The 18,122-nt window shown below is 42.7% G+C and carries 18 protein-coding genes; all 18 read left to right on the top strand.

Features of this window, described 5'->3' with window-relative positions; all coding sequences use genetic code 11:
• Window positions 1-40 precede the first annotated feature (40 nt).
• The 18 genes from HRJ06_RS20725 (at window position 41) to HRJ06_RS20640 (ending at window position 18,122) form a co-directional block, all read left to right on the top strand.
• Window positions 41-934 (top strand): R2-like ligand-binding oxidase, encoded by an 894-nt coding sequence (locus HRJ06_RS20725; protein WP_174734885.1) that lies wholly within the window; start codon window positions 41-43, stop codon window positions 932-934.
• Window positions 935-952: 18 nt separating this feature from the next.
• Complete coding sequence (locus tag HRJ06_RS20720; RefSeq protein WP_174734884.1) at window positions 953-2,482, top strand: aldehyde dehydrogenase family protein; 1,530 nt, start codon at window positions 953-955, stop codon at window positions 2,480-2,482.
• Window positions 2,483-2,511: 29 nt separating this feature from the next.
• Entirely contained in the window at window positions 2,512-3,720 is a 1,209-nt protein-coding gene (locus tag HRJ06_RS20715; protein ID WP_174734883.1) for an iron-containing alcohol dehydrogenase, read from the top strand.
• 367 nt (window positions 3,721-4,087) lie between these two features.
• Window positions 4,088-5,266 carry an acyl-CoA dehydrogenase family protein gene (locus tag HRJ06_RS20710; protein WP_174734882.1) on the top strand — a complete coding sequence of 393 codons (1,179 nt, stop codon included), beginning with the start codon at window positions 4,088-4,090 and terminating at the stop codon, window positions 5,264-5,266.
• An 82-nt stretch (window positions 5,267-5,348) separates the two neighbouring features.
• On the top strand, window positions 5,349-6,113 hold the full coding sequence (gene fabG / locus HRJ06_RS20705; protein ID WP_174734881.1) for a 3-oxoacyl-ACP reductase FabG: 765 nt from the start codon (window positions 5,349-5,351) through the stop codon (window positions 6,111-6,113).
• A 28-nt stretch (window positions 6,114-6,141) separates the two neighbouring features.
• On the top strand, window positions 6,142-6,591 hold the full coding sequence (locus HRJ06_RS20700; RefSeq protein WP_174734880.1) for a MaoC family dehydratase N-terminal domain-containing protein: 450 nt from the start codon (window positions 6,142-6,144) through the stop codon (window positions 6,589-6,591).
• The gene (locus HRJ06_RS20695) at window positions 6,588-6,989 is read left to right on the top strand and encodes a MaoC/PaaZ C-terminal domain-containing protein (RefSeq protein WP_174734879.1); all 402 of its coding nucleotides are present in this window, start codon (window positions 6,588-6,590) and stop codon (window positions 6,987-6,989) included. The genes HRJ06_RS20700 and HRJ06_RS20695 overlap by 4 nt, the downstream gene beginning before the upstream one ends.
• A gap of 494 nt (window positions 6,990-7,483) precedes the next feature.
• Entirely contained in the window at window positions 7,484-8,251 is a 768-nt protein-coding gene (gene fadH, locus HRJ06_RS20690) for a 2,4-dienoyl-CoA reductase (protein ID WP_174734878.1), read from the top strand.
• A gap of 63 nt (window positions 8,252-8,314) precedes the next feature.
• Window positions 8,315-9,082, top strand: coding sequence for a class II aldolase/adducin family protein (locus HRJ06_RS20685; protein WP_174734877.1), 768 nt, complete (start codon window positions 8,315-8,317; stop codon window positions 9,080-9,082).
• A gap of 96 nt (window positions 9,083-9,178) precedes the next feature.
• On the top strand, window positions 9,179-10,117 hold the full coding sequence (locus tag HRJ06_RS20680; RefSeq protein ID WP_174734876.1) for a ketopantoate reductase family protein: 939 nt from the start codon (window positions 9,179-9,181) through the stop codon (window positions 10,115-10,117).
• A gap of 18 nt (window positions 10,118-10,135) precedes the next feature.
• The gene (locus HRJ06_RS20675; protein WP_338421132.1) at window positions 10,136-11,740 is read left to right on the top strand and encodes a long-chain-fatty-acid--CoA ligase; all 1,605 of its coding nucleotides are present in this window, start codon (window positions 10,136-10,138) and stop codon (window positions 11,738-11,740) included.
• A 120-nt stretch (window positions 11,741-11,860) separates the two neighbouring features.
• The gene (locus HRJ06_RS20670) at window positions 11,861-13,042 is read left to right on the top strand and encodes a thiolase family protein (protein ID WP_174734874.1); all 1,182 of its coding nucleotides are present in this window, start codon (window positions 11,861-11,863) and stop codon (window positions 13,040-13,042) included.
• A gap of 12 nt (window positions 13,043-13,054) precedes the next feature.
• A complete protein-coding gene (locus tag HRJ06_RS20665) occupies window positions 13,055-13,429 on the top strand; it encodes a PaaI family thioesterase (RefSeq protein WP_174734873.1) in 375 nt (124 codons plus the stop codon).
• A 33-nt stretch (window positions 13,430-13,462) separates the two neighbouring features.
• Window positions 13,463-13,867 carry a PaaI family thioesterase gene (locus tag HRJ06_RS20660; RefSeq protein WP_174734872.1) on the top strand — a complete coding sequence of 135 codons (405 nt, stop codon included), beginning with the start codon at window positions 13,463-13,465 and terminating at the stop codon, window positions 13,865-13,867.
• 538 nt (window positions 13,868-14,405) lie between these two features.
• Window positions 14,406-15,179, top strand: a complete 774-nt coding sequence (locus tag HRJ06_RS20655; protein WP_174734871.1) for an SDR family oxidoreductase — start codon at window positions 14,406-14,408, stop codon at window positions 15,177-15,179.
• 39 nt (window positions 15,180-15,218) lie between these two features.
• On the top strand, window positions 15,219-16,388 hold the full coding sequence (locus HRJ06_RS20650; RefSeq protein ID WP_174734870.1) for a thiolase family protein: 1,170 nt from the start codon (window positions 15,219-15,221) through the stop codon (window positions 16,386-16,388).
• A 140-nt stretch (window positions 16,389-16,528) separates the two neighbouring features.
• On the top strand, window positions 16,529-17,101 hold the full coding sequence (locus tag HRJ06_RS20645; RefSeq protein WP_174734869.1) for a TetR/AcrR family transcriptional regulator: 573 nt from the start codon (window positions 16,529-16,531) through the stop codon (window positions 17,099-17,101).
• A gap of 67 nt (window positions 17,102-17,168) precedes the next feature.
• Window positions 17,169-18,122 carry an alpha/beta hydrolase gene (locus HRJ06_RS20640; RefSeq protein WP_174734868.1) on the top strand — a complete coding sequence of 318 codons (954 nt, stop codon included), beginning with the start codon at window positions 17,169-17,171 and terminating at the stop codon, window positions 18,120-18,122.

Here is an 18,122-nt window from a genome sequence, read left to right as displayed (position 1 = left end):
CAACTTCAATATAAAAAATTATTTATAGGAGGAATTAACAATGTCACAAAGAACGATTCTAACGACTAGCGCCAGAGGTATACAGGAGGATTCTTTTCCTTACCGGCTGTATCAGAAAGCTAAGAAGTTTGGAACTTGGAATCCTATGGACATTGATTTCAGTCAGGATGCCAGAGACTGGAAGGCAATGACGAGTGAACAGCAAGAGGATATTTTAAGGCTTATTTCTATGTTTCAGGCTGGGGAGGAAGCTGTAACCCTTGATTTACTGCCACTAATCATGACTATTGCTAAAGAAGGACGTCTAGAGGAAGAGATGTTTTTAACAACATTTTTATTTGAAGAGGCTAAACACACTGAATTTTTCAGACTTGTTCTAAATGCTATCGGGGAAAAAGGCGATCTTTCTCACTTCCACTCTGATACCTATAAAAAGGTATTCTATGAAATACTTCCTGCTACTATGGAGCGTCTTGTCCATGATCAGTCACCTGAAGCAATTGCAGAAGCATCAGTAGTCTATAACATGTTCGTAGAAGGAGTGCTGGCTGAAACAGGATATTACTCTTTCTATCAATCTCTTGAAAAAGCAGGATTTATGCCGGGCCTCTTAAAAGGAATCGGCCTGTTAAAAAGGGATGAATCAAGGCATATTGGCTATGGTACGTTCTTGCTGCAGCGGTTAATTTGTGAACATCCGCATCTCTATGATTTTGTTACGAGTAAAATGCAGGAGCTTACTCCAATTGCTATCGAAATTAACCAGGAAGGTATTCGAGGCAGAGAAGTGAGTGCATTTGGAAATGACATTGATGACACTATGGCATTTACGATGAAACAGCTATCTGTTCGCATGGAAATTTTAGCACGTGCTAAAGGAAAGAAAATCGAAGAAATTTATAAATTCACCGAAAGTGAATTAGGAGTTTTATAAAGTAAAGGAGGAAGAAATATGACTGTAAATGTTGATGTAAAAACATTCCCACTATTTATTAATGGCAAATGGGAGCCTGCAAGCAGCCAGGAAACTTTTGATGTGTTTAATCCAGCAGATGGCCAGCTTGTTGCTAGGGTGGCTAAGGGTACAGAAGCAGATGTTGACCGTGCAGTTCAGGCTGCAAGGGATGCATTTGATAACACGGATTGGAAAGATATGAATCCTAAAGACCGATCAAAGGTTCTCTATGCTATTGCTGGACAAATAGCAGCAAATGCTGAGGAACTTGCCTTTTTGGAAGCGGTTAGTTCAGGTGGCACGGTACGCAGGATTGGTGCAAGCGACATCCTGCAAATGGTTGACTTGTTTCAGACACTTGCAAAGTTTACTTTGGACTATCCCTTTTCAGAAACTTTGCCTGTGCCGCCGTTTCCTGGTCCGGCTCATAACTTCATTTGGAGGGAACCAATCGGAGTGTGTGCAGCTATCACACCTTGGAATCTTCCTATGGTTATTGCAACTTGGAAAATCGCTCCTGCATTGGCGATGGGAAATACAGTTGTGATTAAACCGGCAAGCTATACACCATTATCAACTTTAAGGCTTGCTGAAATCATTTCACAAGTTGTACCGCCAGGAGTTATCAATGTTGTAACAGGGCCAGGTGCTGAGGTAGGAGAGGCATTAGTGCGCCATCCAAAGGTTGATAAAGTTGCATTCACTGGTTCAACTGAAGTTGGCCGGAAAATCATGTCATTGGCATCCGAAACGATTAAAAACACAACACTTGAGCTTGGTGGTAAATCACCAAATATCATTCTAGAGGATGCAGACCTTAGCATTGCTTTGCCGGGAAGCTTATTCGGAGTTTTCCTTCATTCAGGACAATTATGCGAGTCTGGCACAAGGCTGTTTGTGCCGGATCATATGCACGATCAAGTAGTAGAAGGCCTTGTGGCTCTAGCGAGTAAAATTAAACTGGGACACCCGCTTGACCCTGCCACAGATGTAGGTCCGGTTATTTCTAAAAAGCAGAAAGAAACTATCCTTTCTTATATTGAAGCGGGTAAACAGGAAGGCGCAACTCTTGTTTGCGGAGGAAATGCTGTAACGATTCCTGGATGTGAGGAAGGCCATTTCGTAGAACCGACGATCTTTACGAATGTAACAAATGATATGAAAATAGCCAGGGAAGAAATATTTGGACCAGTTTTGTCTATCATTCGCTATTCTGATGTTGAAGAAGCTATCCGGATGGCTAACGATACCATTTATGGTCTGGCTGCAGGAGTCTGGACAAAAGATGTCAATAAAGCATATGAGGTTGCCAGAAAGCTTCAAGCAGGTGTGGTCTGGATAAATGATTGGCATATGCTTCGCAGTGATGCTCCATTCGGGGGGTATAAACAGAGCGGAATTGGCCGTGAAATGGGCATGCATTCTCTTGATGCTTACACCCAGACAAAGCATGTCCACACATCAATGGTTCCAGAGATTAATAAAAAGAATTGGTATGGAATCTTATTCTCAGATACGAAGCAATAAAAATAAAAGAAAGCAAAGAGGTGAAAAGGATGTCAACTACACTATCTCAATTTAACCTTCGTACGGGCATTTACAGCGGAGCAAATACACGTGCAATGGTTCCAGACCTATTTCGAGGGCTTGGTGCTAAACGCGTCGTGCTGTTTAGCGACCGGGGTTTGGAAAAGGCAGGCGTCGTCGAAAAGGTTGCACAAATTTTCAAATTAACACAACATGGATCCGGCCCTCAATTGGCGGGCATTTATCTCGACATTTCTCAAGATGCTGAGAGCCAGTCAGTAAATGCAGCAGCTAAATATGCACGAGAAGTAGGGGCAGACGCCCTGCTTGCTGTGGGGGGAGGAAGTGTTCTCGACACGGTTAAAGGAGTTAAATATGCTTTGCATAAAGGTTTGGCAGATATTAAAGATGCCATTCCTGGCGGTCTGCTGTATGAATCGTTTCCACAGGCAACTCATATTGCGATCCCGCACATTGCGATTCCGACCACTGCAGGAACAGGATCGGAAGTATCGCCTATCGCTGTTATTTTTAACGAAGAGATTGAAATGAAAACCAACATAATAAATCCGTTTATCAGTGCAGATATTGCTGTACTGGATCCGGAGCTTACAGTTGGGCTGCCACCTGCGATAACAGCCTTCACGGGCTTTGACGCGTTAACTCATGCAATTGAAGCACTAGCATCACCAACAGCAACAGGGCTGACTGATGCACATGCCCTTCATGCAATCCGGCTTATTGAAAAGCATCTGCCTGTTGCTGTTTCAGATGGAAAAAATCTAGAGGCGAGAATGGAAATGCTTCAGGCTAGCCTAATGGGAATCTCAGCATTCAGCTTTGCTTTGAACGCTATCCCAGTCCATAATATGGCCCACGCATACGGAGCCTTATTCCGAATCCCGCACGGGTTGGCCAACGCTGTATTCCTGCCGGTTGTCATGGAGAGCGTCCCTGATTTGTATTTGCCTAAGGTTTACGAGCTCGCTCAGGCATTGCGGGTTGAGGTAGGAGATGCTGATCCAAGAACTGCGCTGTCTTTGACTATTGAAAAAATCCGACTGCTTCAAAAGAAAACAGGCTTGCCATCCGACTTCTCTGAATATAATTTGTCAGAGGAAGATCTGGAACGTACAATTCCGGCTGTTTCAAAGGACCCTGCTTCATTATCGTTCCCAATGCCGAAGGAACTGATTGCAGCAATAGGTCAAAAGGTAGTTCCGCTAGGGGTAAAATAAAGTGTGAATTAGATGCAGCAAAGGTACTTTAACAGTGCCTTTGTTGTCTTAAATGAAAGTAATAATGAAGGGATAAATAATGCCCTAGCGGACAGCCCGCTTTCCTGCCTTGCCATTTGAAGATGCTAAGGAAAACGCACCCAAATGACTGGCCAGCTTTGTAAAACCCTGCTATACCAGGAGATTCGATGAAAATCTCTGATAAAGATAAAAGAAATTTCAACAAAAAAAGCAAAAAGACTTGTTTTTTCCGAAAATTCCAAATAGAATTAGATTAACATACCAACTGGTAGGTATGTACTGTTTTCAACACAGAGTACATAAACAAAACTATTAAGCTATCACTATTAAGGGGATGAGTGGTCTTATGTATTTACGCCTAACTGATGAACAGCAAATGGTGCAAAAAACGATACGCCGCTTCGTGGAAAAAGAATTAATACCGTTAGAAAACGATGTATTAAGAAATGAACGTGAAGGTAAGCCAAGCCTGCCTCCTGGGAAGCTGAAAGAACTGCAATTAAAAGCAAAAGAAGCAGGTTTCTGGGGGATTAACACACCAGAAGAGTATGGTGGTGCAGATCTTGGCCAGATGATGATGGCAATTGTACTTATGGAAGTTTCCAAGACTTTTGTTCCCTTCACATTCGGTGGTTCAGCTGATAATATTCTGTTTTACGGCAACGACGAACAGAAGGAAAAATACCTTATCCCAACGATTAACGGAGATAGGAAGTCTTGCTTCGCAATGACAGAACCAGGAGCAGGATCAGATACTAGAAATATCAAAATGACAGCTGTAAAAGATGGAAACGAATGGGTACTAAATGGGGAAAAAACGTTTATTACCGGTGGAAATGAAGCTGACTTTGTAATGGTAATTGCCATTACTGATAAACAAAGACACCAGGATACAGGCGGGCGTGAAGGTGTTACATGCTTTATCGCTGACCGTGATATGGGCTGGAAGTCTGAGTATATCCATACCATGGGAGAATGGGGTCCAGCAGGCCTAGTATTCGACAATGTGCGTGTACCGGAAGAGAACATCCTGGGTGAACTCAACAAGGGCTATAATCTTGGACTCGAGTGGATTGGATTTGCCCGCTGGGTTGTAGGAGCAAGAGCTGTTGGTTCCGCTGAAAGACTCCTTCAAATGGCAATTGATTATGCTAAAGAGCGAGTGACATTCGGAAAGCCAATCGCGGAAAGACAAGCTATCCAATGGATGATTGCTGATTCAGCTGTTGAAATTGAAGCAGCTAGATGGCTAGTCCTTAATGCAGCTTTCACACTTGATCAGGGCGAAGATAACCGCCACCTTGGCTCTATGGCAAAATTATACGGATCAAACATGGGGAATCAAGTGGTTGACCGCGTTATGCAAATTCACGGAGGTATGGGCTATACGAGAGAATTGCCAATTGAGCGGTGGTACCGTGAAGCAAGGCTATGGAGAATTTACGATGGTACAGATGAAATCCAGCGTATGATTATCGCCCGTAACTTAATTAAGGGCCATGTAAAAGTGGGCCAATTTGTTTAGTAGAAAAGTGTAAGCGCTCTATTATTATAGTAATATGAAAATGTATTTAAAAAAGAGCTAGATTTTTAGGAGGGTATTAGTAATGGCAGGAAGATTTGAAGGAAGAACTGCATTTATTACGGGCGGAAGCCGCGGAATTGGAAGAGGGATTGTTGAACTGCTTGCTGAAGAGGGAGCAAAGGTTGCGTTGATTGATGTGAATGAAGAAGCTTTACAGCAAACAACTAACGACCTGAAGGAGAAAGGTTACGAGGTTTTTTCCAAGGTAGCTAACGTTGTTGATTATGAACAAGTGGAAAACGCAGTTAAAGAAGTTAATGAGGCTTTCGGATCGATTGATATCCTCGTTAATAATGCAGGTGTTATCCGTGACAATCTTTTATTTAAAATGACGGATTCCGATTGGCAGACTGTTATGGATGTCCATTTAAAGGGTTCATTTAATGCTGCTAAAGCTGTTCAAAAGTATATGGTTGAACAGAAGTATGGCCGAATTATCAATATTTCCTCGACCTCAGCACTCGGGAATCGTGGTCAGGCAAACTATGCTGCTGCAAAAGCTGGTCTGCAAGGCTTTACAAAAACTTTGGCGATTGAACTTGGTAAATATGGGATCACTTCAAATTCAGTAGCTCCTGGTTTTATCGAAACAGAAATGACCAAGGAAACAGCCGATAGAATTGGCATCAAGTTTGAGGACTTGGTGAGCGCGAGTGTCTCCATGATCCCGGTTAACCGCAGCGGAAAGCCAGCTGATATCGCAAATGCAGTAGCATTCTTTGCTGATGAAAAGTCATCATTTGTAAGCGGGCAAGTGTTGTATGTAGCAGGTGGTCCAAAGGCTTAGTAAAAAAAATAGCGAGGTGAAGTGGAAAATGTTCACAGAACAAATAGGGAAACGTTCCGAAAAGGTTAAAAACACGGTCGAACGTGGCGCTGTTAAAAAATTTGCTGAATCCATTGGTGACATGCACCCAATTTACTTGGATGAAGAAACTGGTGCAAAATCCAGATATGGGAGAAATATTGCTCCGCCTACCTTTCCAAGAGTATTTGATTATGGAGTGATTGATGAATTAAAACTGCCTAACAAAGGACTCATTCATGGTGAGCAGCTCTATCATTATGAACGCCCACTGCTTGTAGGAGAAGAATTACTCTGTTACTCAGAGGTGGAAGACTATTATGAACGGACTGGAAGCTCCGGAAAGATGGGAATCCTCGTGTTATCAAGTAACGGAGAGGATCTCAACGGAAATACGATCTTTACATCACGACAGGTCGTTATTATTACCGAAGCTGTCAGAAAGGGGCTGACGGTATGACAAATCTAGCAGAACTACAAGTTGGAGAACCTTTAGAAAGCATTGAATTAGACCCTGTTTCAAGATTGGATTTAATTAAGTATGCAGGCGCTTCAGGTGACTATAACCCTATTCACACGATTGACGAAGAGGCCCAAAAGGCTGGACTGCCAGGGATTATTGCTCATGGCATGTGGACAATGGGGAATCTTGCAAAGCTGTTTACTCCCTATTATGAGGCCGGCTTTATACAGGATTACTCAATCCGATTTAAAGGAATGGTCTTTTTAAATGACGTCATTACGCTAAATGCAGAGCTGAAAGAAAAAGAAGATCAAACGCTGAAATTTGACGTTAAGGCTGTAAATCAAAATGGCAATGAAGTAATTAAAGGACAGGTTGTATATACTCAATATTAACTTTATAGTTTTACGGCCAGATTTGAAAGCGGTTAATGTAGTCTGCTGATATCTTCCAAAACCCAGTGACATAAACTTAAATGTAGTTTTGTTGCTGGTTTTTTCTTTTTGGTTCTGTTAAAGAACATTGTTGATTTTAAGCAGTGGTGATTGGAGTGAAGGCGATCGACTCCTGCGGGAGCAGCGGTACAGGGGAGACCCCACAGGTGCTTCAGCGCCGAGGAGGCTTCCCGACCGCCCCGCGGAAAGCGAGCGCCTAGAACGAAAATCAACAGCCAAGTTTAACAGAGCCTTCTTTTTAAAACGCTGTTTCGTAAATTGGTTGATGAGTGGTTCAAGGTAGCAGAAGGTTTATGCAATCAGCCTTTATGTAAGACTTTCAATATAGTTATATAGGCTTAGTGAATTCAATATATATATATGAATAAAGTCTATGAAAAAAGAGGCAGAAGCATAAAGTACTTAGTTCGGACTTGGAAAAGGAGGCTTTTAGTTTGAATGGTAAAACGGTAATTGTTACTGGAGGCAACAGCGGTATTGGCAAGGCAATGGCGAAGCGTTTTTTGGAAAAAGGAGCAAATGTGGTCATTACTGGACGCAGCGAAGAGAAACTCAGCACAGCTGCTAATGAACTTGGAGACAATGAAGGTCGGCTTAAAACGGTACAGATGGATGTCCGTTTGCCAGAAGATGCTGAACGGATGGTAGAAGAAACAAAAAATGCATTTGGCCAAGTAGACTTCCTCGTAAATAATGCAGCTGGTAATTTTATTTGTCCTGCGGAAGATTTGTCGATAAATGGCTGGAATGCAGTTATAAATATTGTTTTAAACGGCAGCTTTTACTGCAGCCAAGCTGTTGGCAAGGAATGGATTAAAAACAATCAAACAGGAAGCATCCTCAATATCCTAGCAACATATGCATGGACATCGGGGCCTGGTGTCATTCATTCAGCAAGTGCAAAAGCAGGAGTGCTTGCGATGACAAGAACTCTTGCAGTTGAGTGGGGCTCAAAGTATGGAATTCGTGTTAATGCGATTGCTCCTGGCCCAGTCTCTAATACGGGGGGCGCAGACAGACTATGGGCATCTGAGGAAGCTTATCAGAATACACTTAATAGCATCCCATTAAAAAGACTTGCTGTCCCTGAAGAAATCGCTAGTACTGCTGCCTTCCTTTTATCAGAGGAAGCCAGTTACATTAATGGAGAATGTCTTACAGTAGATGGAGGCCAATGGCTGAGTCGCAGGTCATTCCAGTAACAGGGGAAAATGATGATTTCTAAAAAACATAAAGGTTTCAATACTTAGAAAAGGACTGATTTTATGTCGGCAAAATTAGAATTAAGCTTTAAACCTCCAGTTTTTCATTCAGTAGAGGAGGAACGGGAACATCTCAAGCAGAAAATGGCGGGAGCGTTCCGGCTATTCTCAAAATTTGGCTTTGATGAAGGAGTTGCAGGTCATATAACGGCTAGAGACCCGGAACGAAAGGATCATTTCTGGGTGAACCCTTTTGGAATGCATTTCAGCCAAATTAAGGCTTCTGATTTAATCCTTTGCAATCATGATGGGATAGTAGTTGAGGGGAAGTATCCAGTAAACAGGGCCGCGTTCGCAATACATTCCCAAGTCCATGCAGCACGGCCAGATGTGATTGCTGCCGCTCACTCCCATTCAGTATACGGCAAATCTTGGTCTTCCTTGGGTCGCTTGCTTGATCCGATCACCCAGGATTCTTGTGCTTTCTATAATGACCACTCTTTATTTGATGATTTTACGGGGGTTGTTCTGGACACAGAGGAAGGAAAGCGTATTGGCAAATCGCTTGGTCAAAATAAGGCGTGTATTTTAAGAAACCATGGTTTGCTTACAGTGGGTAAATCTGTTGATGAAGCAGCCTGGTGGTTCATTACAATGGAACGTACTTGTCAAGCTCAGCTGCTTGCGGAAGCCGCTGGTGAGCCAATATTAATTGATCCAGATCATGCTGAAGTAACAAGAGGGCAAGTTGGGACAAATGAGGCGGGCTGGTTTCAGTTCCAGCCATTATGGAACCGGATTGTCAAAGAACAGGCGGATTTGCTTGACTAATAATAAAAGAGACGTTGGCATATTCTTCGTCTCTTTGCCTGCTTAAAATTCGGTTTAATATGAACATATGAATTAAGGTGACAGGGGAGGCAATTTATGAAAATCGGTGTGGCCGGAACAGGCGCGGTTGGCGGTTATTTTGGAGGGCTATTAGCCAAGGCGGGAAGCGAGGTCACTTTTCTTGCGCGAGGAGAATCACTGGTAGCAATGAAAGAGCGCGGCTTGATAGTGGAGAGCGAGACTGGAAGAGACATAATATCCGCTGAGTTTTCAGATCGCTATGAGTCGCTTAGTGAGGCAGATCTAGTCTTATTCTGTGTGAAATCTACTGTTACAAGGGAAATGGCAGCAAATCTGCAGCCATTTTTAAAGAAGGATGCACTTATACTTACATTTCAGAATGGGGTGGATAACGAAGAAATATTAAGCGACATGTTCGGGAAGGACCGGATTTTAGCTGCGGCTGCATACATACAGGCCTTTATGAAAGAGGCAGGAGTAGTAAAACAGATAGGAATCCCTCCACAGCTTGTTCTTGGCTCACTCGATAAAAAACGGTCAGGTGCTTTAGAAGAGGTTGCAAACCTTTTTAATCAAGCAGGCATTCAAACCTATTCTTCTTCAAAGGTTCTTGAGGTGAAGTGGAAAAAGCTTTTATGGAATGTAACTTTCAACCCGCTTACAGCACTTATGCTTTCCAGTGTGGGAGAATTACTTGATGACCCAGGCGCGTGTGAAACAGCGAAAAATATTTGTAAAGAAGCAATTGCAGTCGCAAGGAAAACCGGAGTGGAAATTGATACAACCTTTCACGAGCAAATTATGTCCCAGGGACAGCTAGCCCGCGACCATAAAACGTCTATGCTTCAAGATAGAATGAACGGTAAGCCGATGGAAATAGAGTCAATTTGCGGCTATATTGTCCAAAAAGGAAAGGAAGTGGGAACAAGTACTCCTGTTTTGGAAACCATTTATCATCTTCTTAAATTTTCAGAGTCATCCAAACCTAAAACTGTTTTGGAAGTGCGGCCTTAGCGGACTATTATTTCAGAGGTGATAAGATTGACAGATTTAATCAGTCGTCCATGGAAAAATCATTTGCCCGAATCAGGCAGGGAACTGCCAGATTTTTCAGCCATGGGCGTATACAGTTTACTAGAAAGAACTGCTGAACTATATGCAGAACAGACAGCGATTATTTTTGAAGAGGAAAGATTGACTTATAGACAATTTAAAAATAAGGTTGACAGACTTGCAAGTGCCTTGCGTTCTCTTGGGGCCCATAAAGGTGACAGAATTGGTTTAATGCTGCCAAACCACCCTCTCTATATCATCTCTTACTACGCAGCTCTAAAATTAGGGATGATCGTAGTTCAAATTAACCCAATGTATACAGAGCGGGAACTGCTTGAGATTTTTAATGATTCAAAGCCAGGCTATCTTATTTTACAAGAAGAAGATCTAACCAGACTGCCAAAGCAATATAGTTTTAAGTGGATATTTACCGATAGTCTCCCCGACCAAAATAAATCAGCGAATTTGCTTCAGATAGACAAACTTATTATTGATGCTGAAGCCGTTGAAGCAGTATCCCCAATTAATCCTTCTGAAGATATTGCTGTCATACAGTATACAGGAGGCACAACTGGGGTGAAAAAAGGTGCCATGTTGACTCATTCTAACCTGGTGGCCAATGTCGTGCAAAGTAAACTTCTGTATGGTGATAAGATGTCTTTTGGGGAAGAAACGGTTTTAGCTGTAACCCCGCTTTATCATGTTTATGGAATGACCGTTGCTATGAATTTAGGTATCTATGTGGGTGCCAAGATTCTTATTGTGAAAAAGTTTGAAATTGAAAATGTTCTTGATGTTATAAAAAAATTCAGGCCAACCTTTTTCCCAGGTGTTCCTAAAATGTATAGTGCATTTGTTGAATATCCCGAAATAGAAAAATTCGGGCTCGACTGTCTTAAAATATGCTCATGTGGTTCTGCGCCGCTGCCGGTAGAAATTATAAAAACGTTTGAAGACTTAACTGGGGCTGTTATTAGTGAGGGATACGGCTTGTCGGAAACTTCCCCAACCACTCATCGAAATCCCTGCCATGGTGTAAGAAAAGTGGGGTCGATTGGAATCCCAGTGCCTGGTACAGATTGCCGTATTATTGATGAAGAAGGAAATGACCTTCCAGTGAATGCTATTGGAGAATTACTTATCAAGGGTCCTCAAGTGATGCTTGGATATTGGGGGAAAGAACCAGAAACAGCCGACGCAATCAAAAATGGCTGGTTTTATACAGGAGATTTAGCTGTTATGGATGAAGATGGTTATTTCTACATTGCTGGAAGAAAAAAAGAAATGATTATTGTCGGAGGGTTTAACGTCTACCCTCAAGAAATTGAAAGCGTTTTATATGAATATCCAGATATACAGGAAGCAGCAGTGGTTGGAATACCAGACCGGCAGGCGGGAGAAATAGTTAAAGCCTTTATCGTTCCCAAAACCGGCAGAACAATTGATCTGGAGTTATTGAAGGAGCATTGTTACCGCCAGTTAACACGATATAAAGTCCCCAAACAATTTCAGGTAAAAGAATCCTTGCCTAGAAATTCAGTTGGCAAACTATTAAAAAGGCTGCTTGTAGCAGAGTCAGAGTAACTAACTAAACTTTAATTGCTTCCATCTTACCTCTTAGCAAGCAGGCGGAATCCAAAGTCATTGCATCTCACTAGGAACGAGAATCCTAGTAAATTAAGGTAAAGGGAGTGTTCAGAAATAATGAAAGAAATTGTAATTGTCAGTGCTGTTAGAACTCCTGTCGGTCGCTATGGCGGAACCCTAAAAAGTCTGAACTCTGGGCACCTTGGGGCAGTGGCGGTTAAAGCTGCTATAGAGCGGGCAGGACTGGAACCTTCCTCAGTGGATGAAGTGATCTTTGGGGAGGTGCGCCAATCAACAGAGTCCTCAAATGTTGCCCGTGTCGCCTCGCTTCGGGCTGGTATTCCTGATACTGTTCCAGCTTTTACGATCAACCGCCTGTGTGCGTCAGGAATGCAGGCTGTCGCTTCTGCTGTCCAGCAGATTGTGTTTAGCCAAGCTGACATTGTTGTTGCCGGTGGTACAGAAAGCCTGAGCAATTCCCCCGTTTATTTGAGAAACTCCCGATTTGGAGGGGATCACGCAAAGCTTGTCGATTCTAATACAGAAGTAGGACAGCAGCCAGTTGAAACTTACGGCAACCAATTAGGAATGGGTATGACGGCTGAAAATGTGGCTGAAAGGTTCCACATTTCTCGTAAGGATCAGGATGAATTTGCTCTTGAAAGCCAAAGGCGTGCTGCAAGAGCCATAGCTGAAGGGGCTTTTCGCGATGAAGTTGTGCCCGTAGAGGTAAGGGAAAAGAAGAATACGTTTCTTTTTGATACAGATGAACACCCGCGTCCGGATTCAACTATAGAGGCTCTCCGCAAACTTCGCCCAGCTTTTAAGGCCGATGGTACTGTAACGGCTGGGAATGCTTGTGGAAGGAACGACGGAGCCGCCGCGATGGTCCTAACTTCCGCAGAACATGCAAGGGAACTGGGGTTAAAGCCTCTTGCGAAGATCGTGGATTGGGCAGCAGCTGGGGTATCGCCAGAAGTAATGGGAATCGGTCCTGTACCTGCCGTGAGAAAACTTTTAGCCAGGACAGGACTGTCATTAAGTGATATTGGTCTAATTGAATTAAATGAGGCATTTGCCTCTCAAGCCTTAGCTGTTATCAGGGAACTTGAGCTGGATCCAGAGAAGGTAAACGTGAATGGAGGGGCGATTGCGTTAGGGCATCCTTTAGGTGCAACAGGGGCTAAAATTATGACAACCCTTCTATACGGAATGATTCAAAGGGGAGAAAAGAGAGGAATTGCTACATTGTGCGTCGGCGGAGGCCAAGGTATGGCAATCATGATAGAACTGGTTTAGAGGAGGCTTATCGTGAAAGTTAAAGATACTGCGACAAATTTTTTTGAATTTTTAGGGTTTGCTGGAGAAGAGTTGGAAGAAGGCGGCTTTGTTATCGAGCTGCCTTTTCAGCCTTATTTGCTGCAGGATGATGGAACGATTCATACGGGTGTATTTTCAACCATGCTTGATATTGTGTTGGGGGCTAGCATTTCAAAAAGATTTAATTCGTTTGCAACGACGATCAATCTAAATCTCTCATTTTTAGATGTGGAACCTAAAACCCATTATAGGGGCGAGCTTACTTTCATGCACAAGGATGGTAAGTATGTGACAGGAGAGGGAGTTATTCTGGATGAAAGGAATAATCTTATTGCAAAGGGAATTGGCACTTTTAAAATAAGGTAAATTAATAAACTAGCATCCAAGGCGGTGAAAATATTGGCAGAAACGACTCAAGAGATTAACAGCATGATCGAAAAGAGTGCTTTTTTAAAGCATATGGGCTTTGAACTGGAAAGACACGATGAAGAGGAGCTTATCCTTAAGCTTATGATAAGAAAACAGCTCCATAATACAGCCCAGTCTCTTCATGGTGGTGTTCACGCAGCCATGCTGGATACGGTCCAGGCTTTGCTGATCCGATCTGCATACAAAGCAAAAGTAAGAGCGGTCAATGTTAATGTTCACTATATTGCTCCCTCGAGTGAGGGTGATGTTTTTGCAAGAGCTGCTATTATCCAAAGAGGCTATATGACCGCTACAGCAGAGGCCGAAATTTTGGATCAGAATCACACTCTAATTGCCAAAGGTACGGGTGTATATAAAATTATCCGTGATGAATAGTTGGGTCGATTAGATGCCTAGCAGGGAAGTTTTTTTAATATAATGTTGAATATTCAGAAAACATGGGTTAAGATTACTGTTAATCACATACCGACTAGTTAGTAGAATTTGTTTTTAAAAAATTAAGGCTTTGTAAACTTTATGAATGTTTGCTTCAGTTGCTTGGTTTTGGGGGCTAGTCAGCAGCTCCTATGGCGTCCAGCGCCAGCTGGGTCTCCCGTTACCCGTTCCCTGAAATGCGTATGCATTACTGAGGAGTTGACCAGCTTCCGCTACAATCAACAAAAAGCAACACCGAAATTCATGTATTCGGATTCTAATTTTAGTTACTAACACGGAGTAATGAGAAACATGTCGAAATATTTCTGGTTGAATATTCAGAAATCATGAGTTATGATTAACTTGGGTTACATACCGACTAGTTAGTAGGCGGTATTTTTTAAAAAAGTCATGTAAGCGCATTCACGGATTTAAATTGAGCAAATGGTAAAGGTACATAGGTTTTTCCTAACGAAAATAAGGAAAGCGAGGAAGGTAAATGCATGTTAAAGAGCTATTTGATTTAAAGGGTAAAACAGCCATTGTAACCGGCGGCGGGCGTGGACTCGGACAACAGATTGCAGAAGGGTTTGCTGAAGCGGGAGCAAATGTTGTCGTTTGTTCAAGGAAGCTTGAGGCGTGTCAGGAGATCAGCGCCGACCTTAAGAAGCTGGGAGTAGAGTCACTAGCCATTAAATGTGATGTAACAAACCCTGATGATGTAAACAATGTTATCGAACAGACGGTCAAGAAATTTGGACGCATTGACATTCTAGTTAATAACAGCGGGGCATCCTGGGGGGCACCTGCAGAAGAGATGCCGCTTGAAGCATGGAACAAAGTCATGAATGTAAATGTAACGGGAACCTTTTTGATGTCACAGGCCGCAGGTAAAGTGATGTTAAAACAAAAATCCGGAAAAATCATTAATATTGCCTCTACAGCAGGACTAAACGGGTCCGATCCCAAATTTATGAATGCGATTGGCTACAATGCCAGTAAGGGTGCAGTCATAACATTCACAAAAGATCTAGCTGTAAAATGGGGGTCAAGCGGAATTTATGTGAACGCAATTGCTCCTGGCTTTTTCCCGACCAAAATGACAAAGGGAGTGCTGGAGCAGGGCGGAGGAAAGCTGCTAGAAGGAACTCCTTTACGCAAATATGGTTCAGAGACCGATTTAAAAGGTGTTGCACTATTTTTAGCTGCCCCAGCTTCTGATTTTGTCACAGGGGAAATCGTTGTAGTAGACGGCGGGAAAAATGCAATGTAATAGATTGATAAAAAAATATCTTAAGAGAGGAAGATCGATATGAAAAGAGATGCAGTTATAGTATCAGCAGTTAGAACAGCAATAGGAAGACAAGGGAGTGCCCTTTCATCTGTACCAGCCCATGTTTTAGGTGCGGAGGTTATTAAAGAAGCTGTAAAGCGTGCTAATGTAGATCCTGAAATGGTAGATGACGTTATTTTCGGAAATGTTTTAAGCGGGGGCGGAAACATCGCTCGTTTAACTGCTTTACAAACAGGCCTATCGGTTAACCTGCCAGGTTTGACGATTGACCGTCAATGCGGCTCAGGAATCAATGCTGTTAACTTGGCTGCTCAAGCAATCCAAGCCGGCGATGGGGATATCTATATTGCTGGAGGGACAGAAAGCATGAGCCGTGCTCCATACTTAATGGAGCGTCCGGAAAAGCCGTTCAGCCCGGTTCCGCCTTCTTTTAAGAAATCACAGCTGGCACCTAAGGAAATCGGTGATCCGCCAATGGGAATTACCGCAGAGAACCTAGTTGAGAAATACAATATCAGCCGGGAAGAGCAAGATGAGTTTGCCTTACAAAGCCAGCAAAGAATGGCAGCTGCAATGGAAGGCGGCCGTTTTGATGAACAGATTGTACCAATAACAATACCAGTTAGAAAAGGTGATCCCATTGTTTTCAAAACAGATGAGCACCCTCGTCCGCAAACAACAATTGAAGCCCTGGAAAAACTAAAGCCTGCCTTTAAAAAAGATGGGACAGTCACTGCAGGGAATAGTTCAGGATTAAATGATGCAGCTTCTGCACTTGTGATCATGTCCAGAGAAAAGGCCGAAGAATTAGGAGTCAAACCACTAGCTGTCGTTAGAGCATTTGCAGTAGCCGGGGTTGATCCTAACATAATGGGAATTGGTCCTGTTCCGGCTACTAAGAAAGTAATGGAGAAATCCGGACTCAGTATCGACGATATGGACCTCATCGAAATAAATGAAGCTTTTGCTTCTCAGGTCCTTGCCTGTAACAGAGAGCTAGGGATGGATATGGAAAAAGTGAATGTAAATGGCGGAGCAATTGCCCATGGCCACCCACTGGGAGCTACTGGTGCGATCCTGGTAACAAAAGCTGCATATGAGCTTCATCGTTCGGGAGGCAGATATGCCCTTATCACGGCGTGTATCGGCGGCGGGCAAGGAATTGCCACAATTATCGAGAAGGAATAGCGTATGAAATACCGCTTGGTTGGGATAGTATCAAAGCGCCTGTGCAAAAAGGCGCTTTGCATTTCCTATTTACCAAATTCAGATCAAAGCCTTTGTGCGGAGTATGCCTTTTACGACCAACGCCGAGGGGTAAACAGCATATGAAGCAAAAGATTATTAAGACAAGTATCCAGCTATTTGACGAAAGAGGTTTTTCGGGAACATCGGTCCAGGAAATAGTAGAGACAATCGGTGTAACAAAAGGCACATTTTACTATTATTTTAAAAGCAAACAAGAATTACTGAAGCTTATCCACTTAAATTACATTGAAGATTTGATCATTCAGCAAGAGAAAATTTTACAGGATCCCGAAAAATGTCATAAGGATAAGCTCCATGAGATTGTTTTTATGCTAATCAGCAATATTAAAACACAAAGGCCAAGTGCCAGGATCTTCTTTCGAGAAATGAGACATTTGACCGAACAGCATGTAGAAGAAATCAGAGTGAAGCGAAACATTTTTAGGGAAAATTACCAGACTATGGTTGAAGAAGGTGTTAGAGCAGGAGAATTTAGTCAGGCAGCTCGCCCAGATATAATCACGTTTGGTATCCTTGGTATTACCAATTGGAGTTACTATTGGTACAATCCTGACGGGAATATATCTGAACAAGAACTTACAAAAGCCTATACAGATATGATTTTTAATGGGATCTTAAATGTTCAGAAATAACGGTTTTAAAATACTGAATATTTTGCCAATATAGTTAATTTTTTTAGGAGATCAAGGAGGATGAACTATGAGTTTACATCCACAAGCTTCTGCATTGCTGAAAATGATGGAATCTAATGGAATGCCAGCACTGGAAGAACAATCGCCACAGGATGCGAGGCAGATGTATATACAATCAAGCCAGATCTTGGCCAAGCCGGTTAAAGTTGTTCACACAGAGGATCGTTTAATAAAAGGCTATGAAGGTGACATTTTGATAAGAATCTATTCACCAGAGGGGGATGGACCAAAACCTGCTCTCGTTTATTATCATGGAGGCGGCTGGGTTATTGGGAACATAGAAACCCATGATGCCTTGTGTCACTCACTAGCTGCAATATCTGAATGTAAAGTTATCTCGGTGGATTACAGTCTGGCTCCTGAAAGTAAGTTTCCAGTAGCCGTTGAGGACGCTTATTTAGCAGTTCAATGGGCATCTGATAATGCCAGCGAGCTGAATATTGACAAAAGCTCTTTGGCGGTTGGAGGGGATAGTGCAGGAGGAAATCTGGCGGCAGCGGTTTGCTATATGGCGATCGATAGAAAGGGTCCTTCCATTGCCTACCAAATGCTATTTTACCCATCAACTGGTTTTGAATTAACGGATTCATACGTTAAGTATAGCGAAGGATATTATTTAAATAAATCCACGATGGAATGGTTCCGTGCACAATACTTAAACAATGTGGAAGACACGAAAAACCCCCTTGCTGCCCCGATGTTAATACCGGAGGCTGAAACCGCTCTTCTGCCGCCTGCCTATATCGTAACGGCAGAGTATGACCCGCTCAGTGATGGGGGAGAAGCTTTTTCAAGGAAACTGAAAGACGCAGGGGTTGAAGTGAAATATGTTTGTTACTCTGGGATGATTCATGGATTTTTCTGCATGACAGAAGTCCTGGAGGATGGGAAAAAGGCAGTTGAAAATGCAGCCCTTGAACTTAAAGCACATTTTGCCAAAGTAAAGGATACAACACTTTAA

The sequence above is a fragment of the Mesobacillus harenae genome (genome assembly GCF_013343715.1).
GTDB classification, from domain to species: Bacteria; Bacillota; Bacilli; order Bacillales; family Cytobacillaceae; genus Mesobacillus_A; species Mesobacillus_A harenae.
Note: the sequence above shows the minus strand (reverse complement) of the source record. Positions and strands in the feature narration are given on the sequence as shown.

Coding starts and splice junctions, on each gene's coding strand:
- HRJ06_RS20700 (WP_174734880.1), top strand. CDS start 6,142: ATGTTCACAGAACAAATAGGGAAACGTTCCGAAAAGGTTAAAAACACG.
- HRJ06_RS20680 (WP_174734876.1), top strand. CDS start 9,179: ATGAAAATCGGTGTGGCCGGAACAGGCGCGGTTGGCGGTTATTTTGGA.
- HRJ06_RS20650 (WP_174734870.1), top strand. CDS start 15,219: ATGAAAAGAGATGCAGTTATAGTATCAGCAGTTAGAACAGCAATAGGA.
- HRJ06_RS20670 (WP_174734874.1), top strand. CDS start 11,861: ATGAAAGAAATTGTAATTGTCAGTGCTGTTAGAACTCCTGTCGGTCGC.
- HRJ06_RS20725 (WP_174734885.1), top strand. CDS start 41: ATGTCACAAAGAACGATTCTAACGACTAGCGCCAGAGGTATACAGGAG.
- HRJ06_RS20685 (WP_174734877.1), top strand. CDS start 8,315: ATGTCGGCAAAATTAGAATTAAGCTTTAAACCTCCAGTTTTTCATTCA.
- HRJ06_RS20655 (WP_174734871.1), top strand. CDS start 14,406: ATGCATGTTAAAGAGCTATTTGATTTAAAGGGTAAAACAGCCATTGTA.
- HRJ06_RS20710 (WP_174734882.1), top strand. CDS start 4,088: ATGTATTTACGCCTAACTGATGAACAGCAAATGGTGCAAAAAACGATA.
- HRJ06_RS20640 (WP_174734868.1), top strand. CDS start 17,169: ATGAGTTTACATCCACAAGCTTCTGCATTGCTGAAAATGATGGAATCT.
- HRJ06_RS20695 (WP_174734879.1), top strand. CDS start 6,588: ATGACAAATCTAGCAGAACTACAAGTTGGAGAACCTTTAGAAAGCATT.
- HRJ06_RS20715 (WP_174734883.1), top strand. CDS start 2,512: ATGTCAACTACACTATCTCAATTTAACCTTCGTACGGGCATTTACAGC.
- HRJ06_RS20645 (WP_174734869.1), top strand. CDS start 16,529: ATGAAGCAAAAGATTATTAAGACAAGTATCCAGCTATTTGACGAAAGA.
- fabG (WP_174734881.1), top strand. CDS start 5,349: ATGGCAGGAAGATTTGAAGGAAGAACTGCATTTATTACGGGCGGAAGC.
- HRJ06_RS20720 (WP_174734884.1), top strand. CDS start 953: ATGACTGTAAATGTTGATGTAAAAACATTCCCACTATTTATTAATGGC.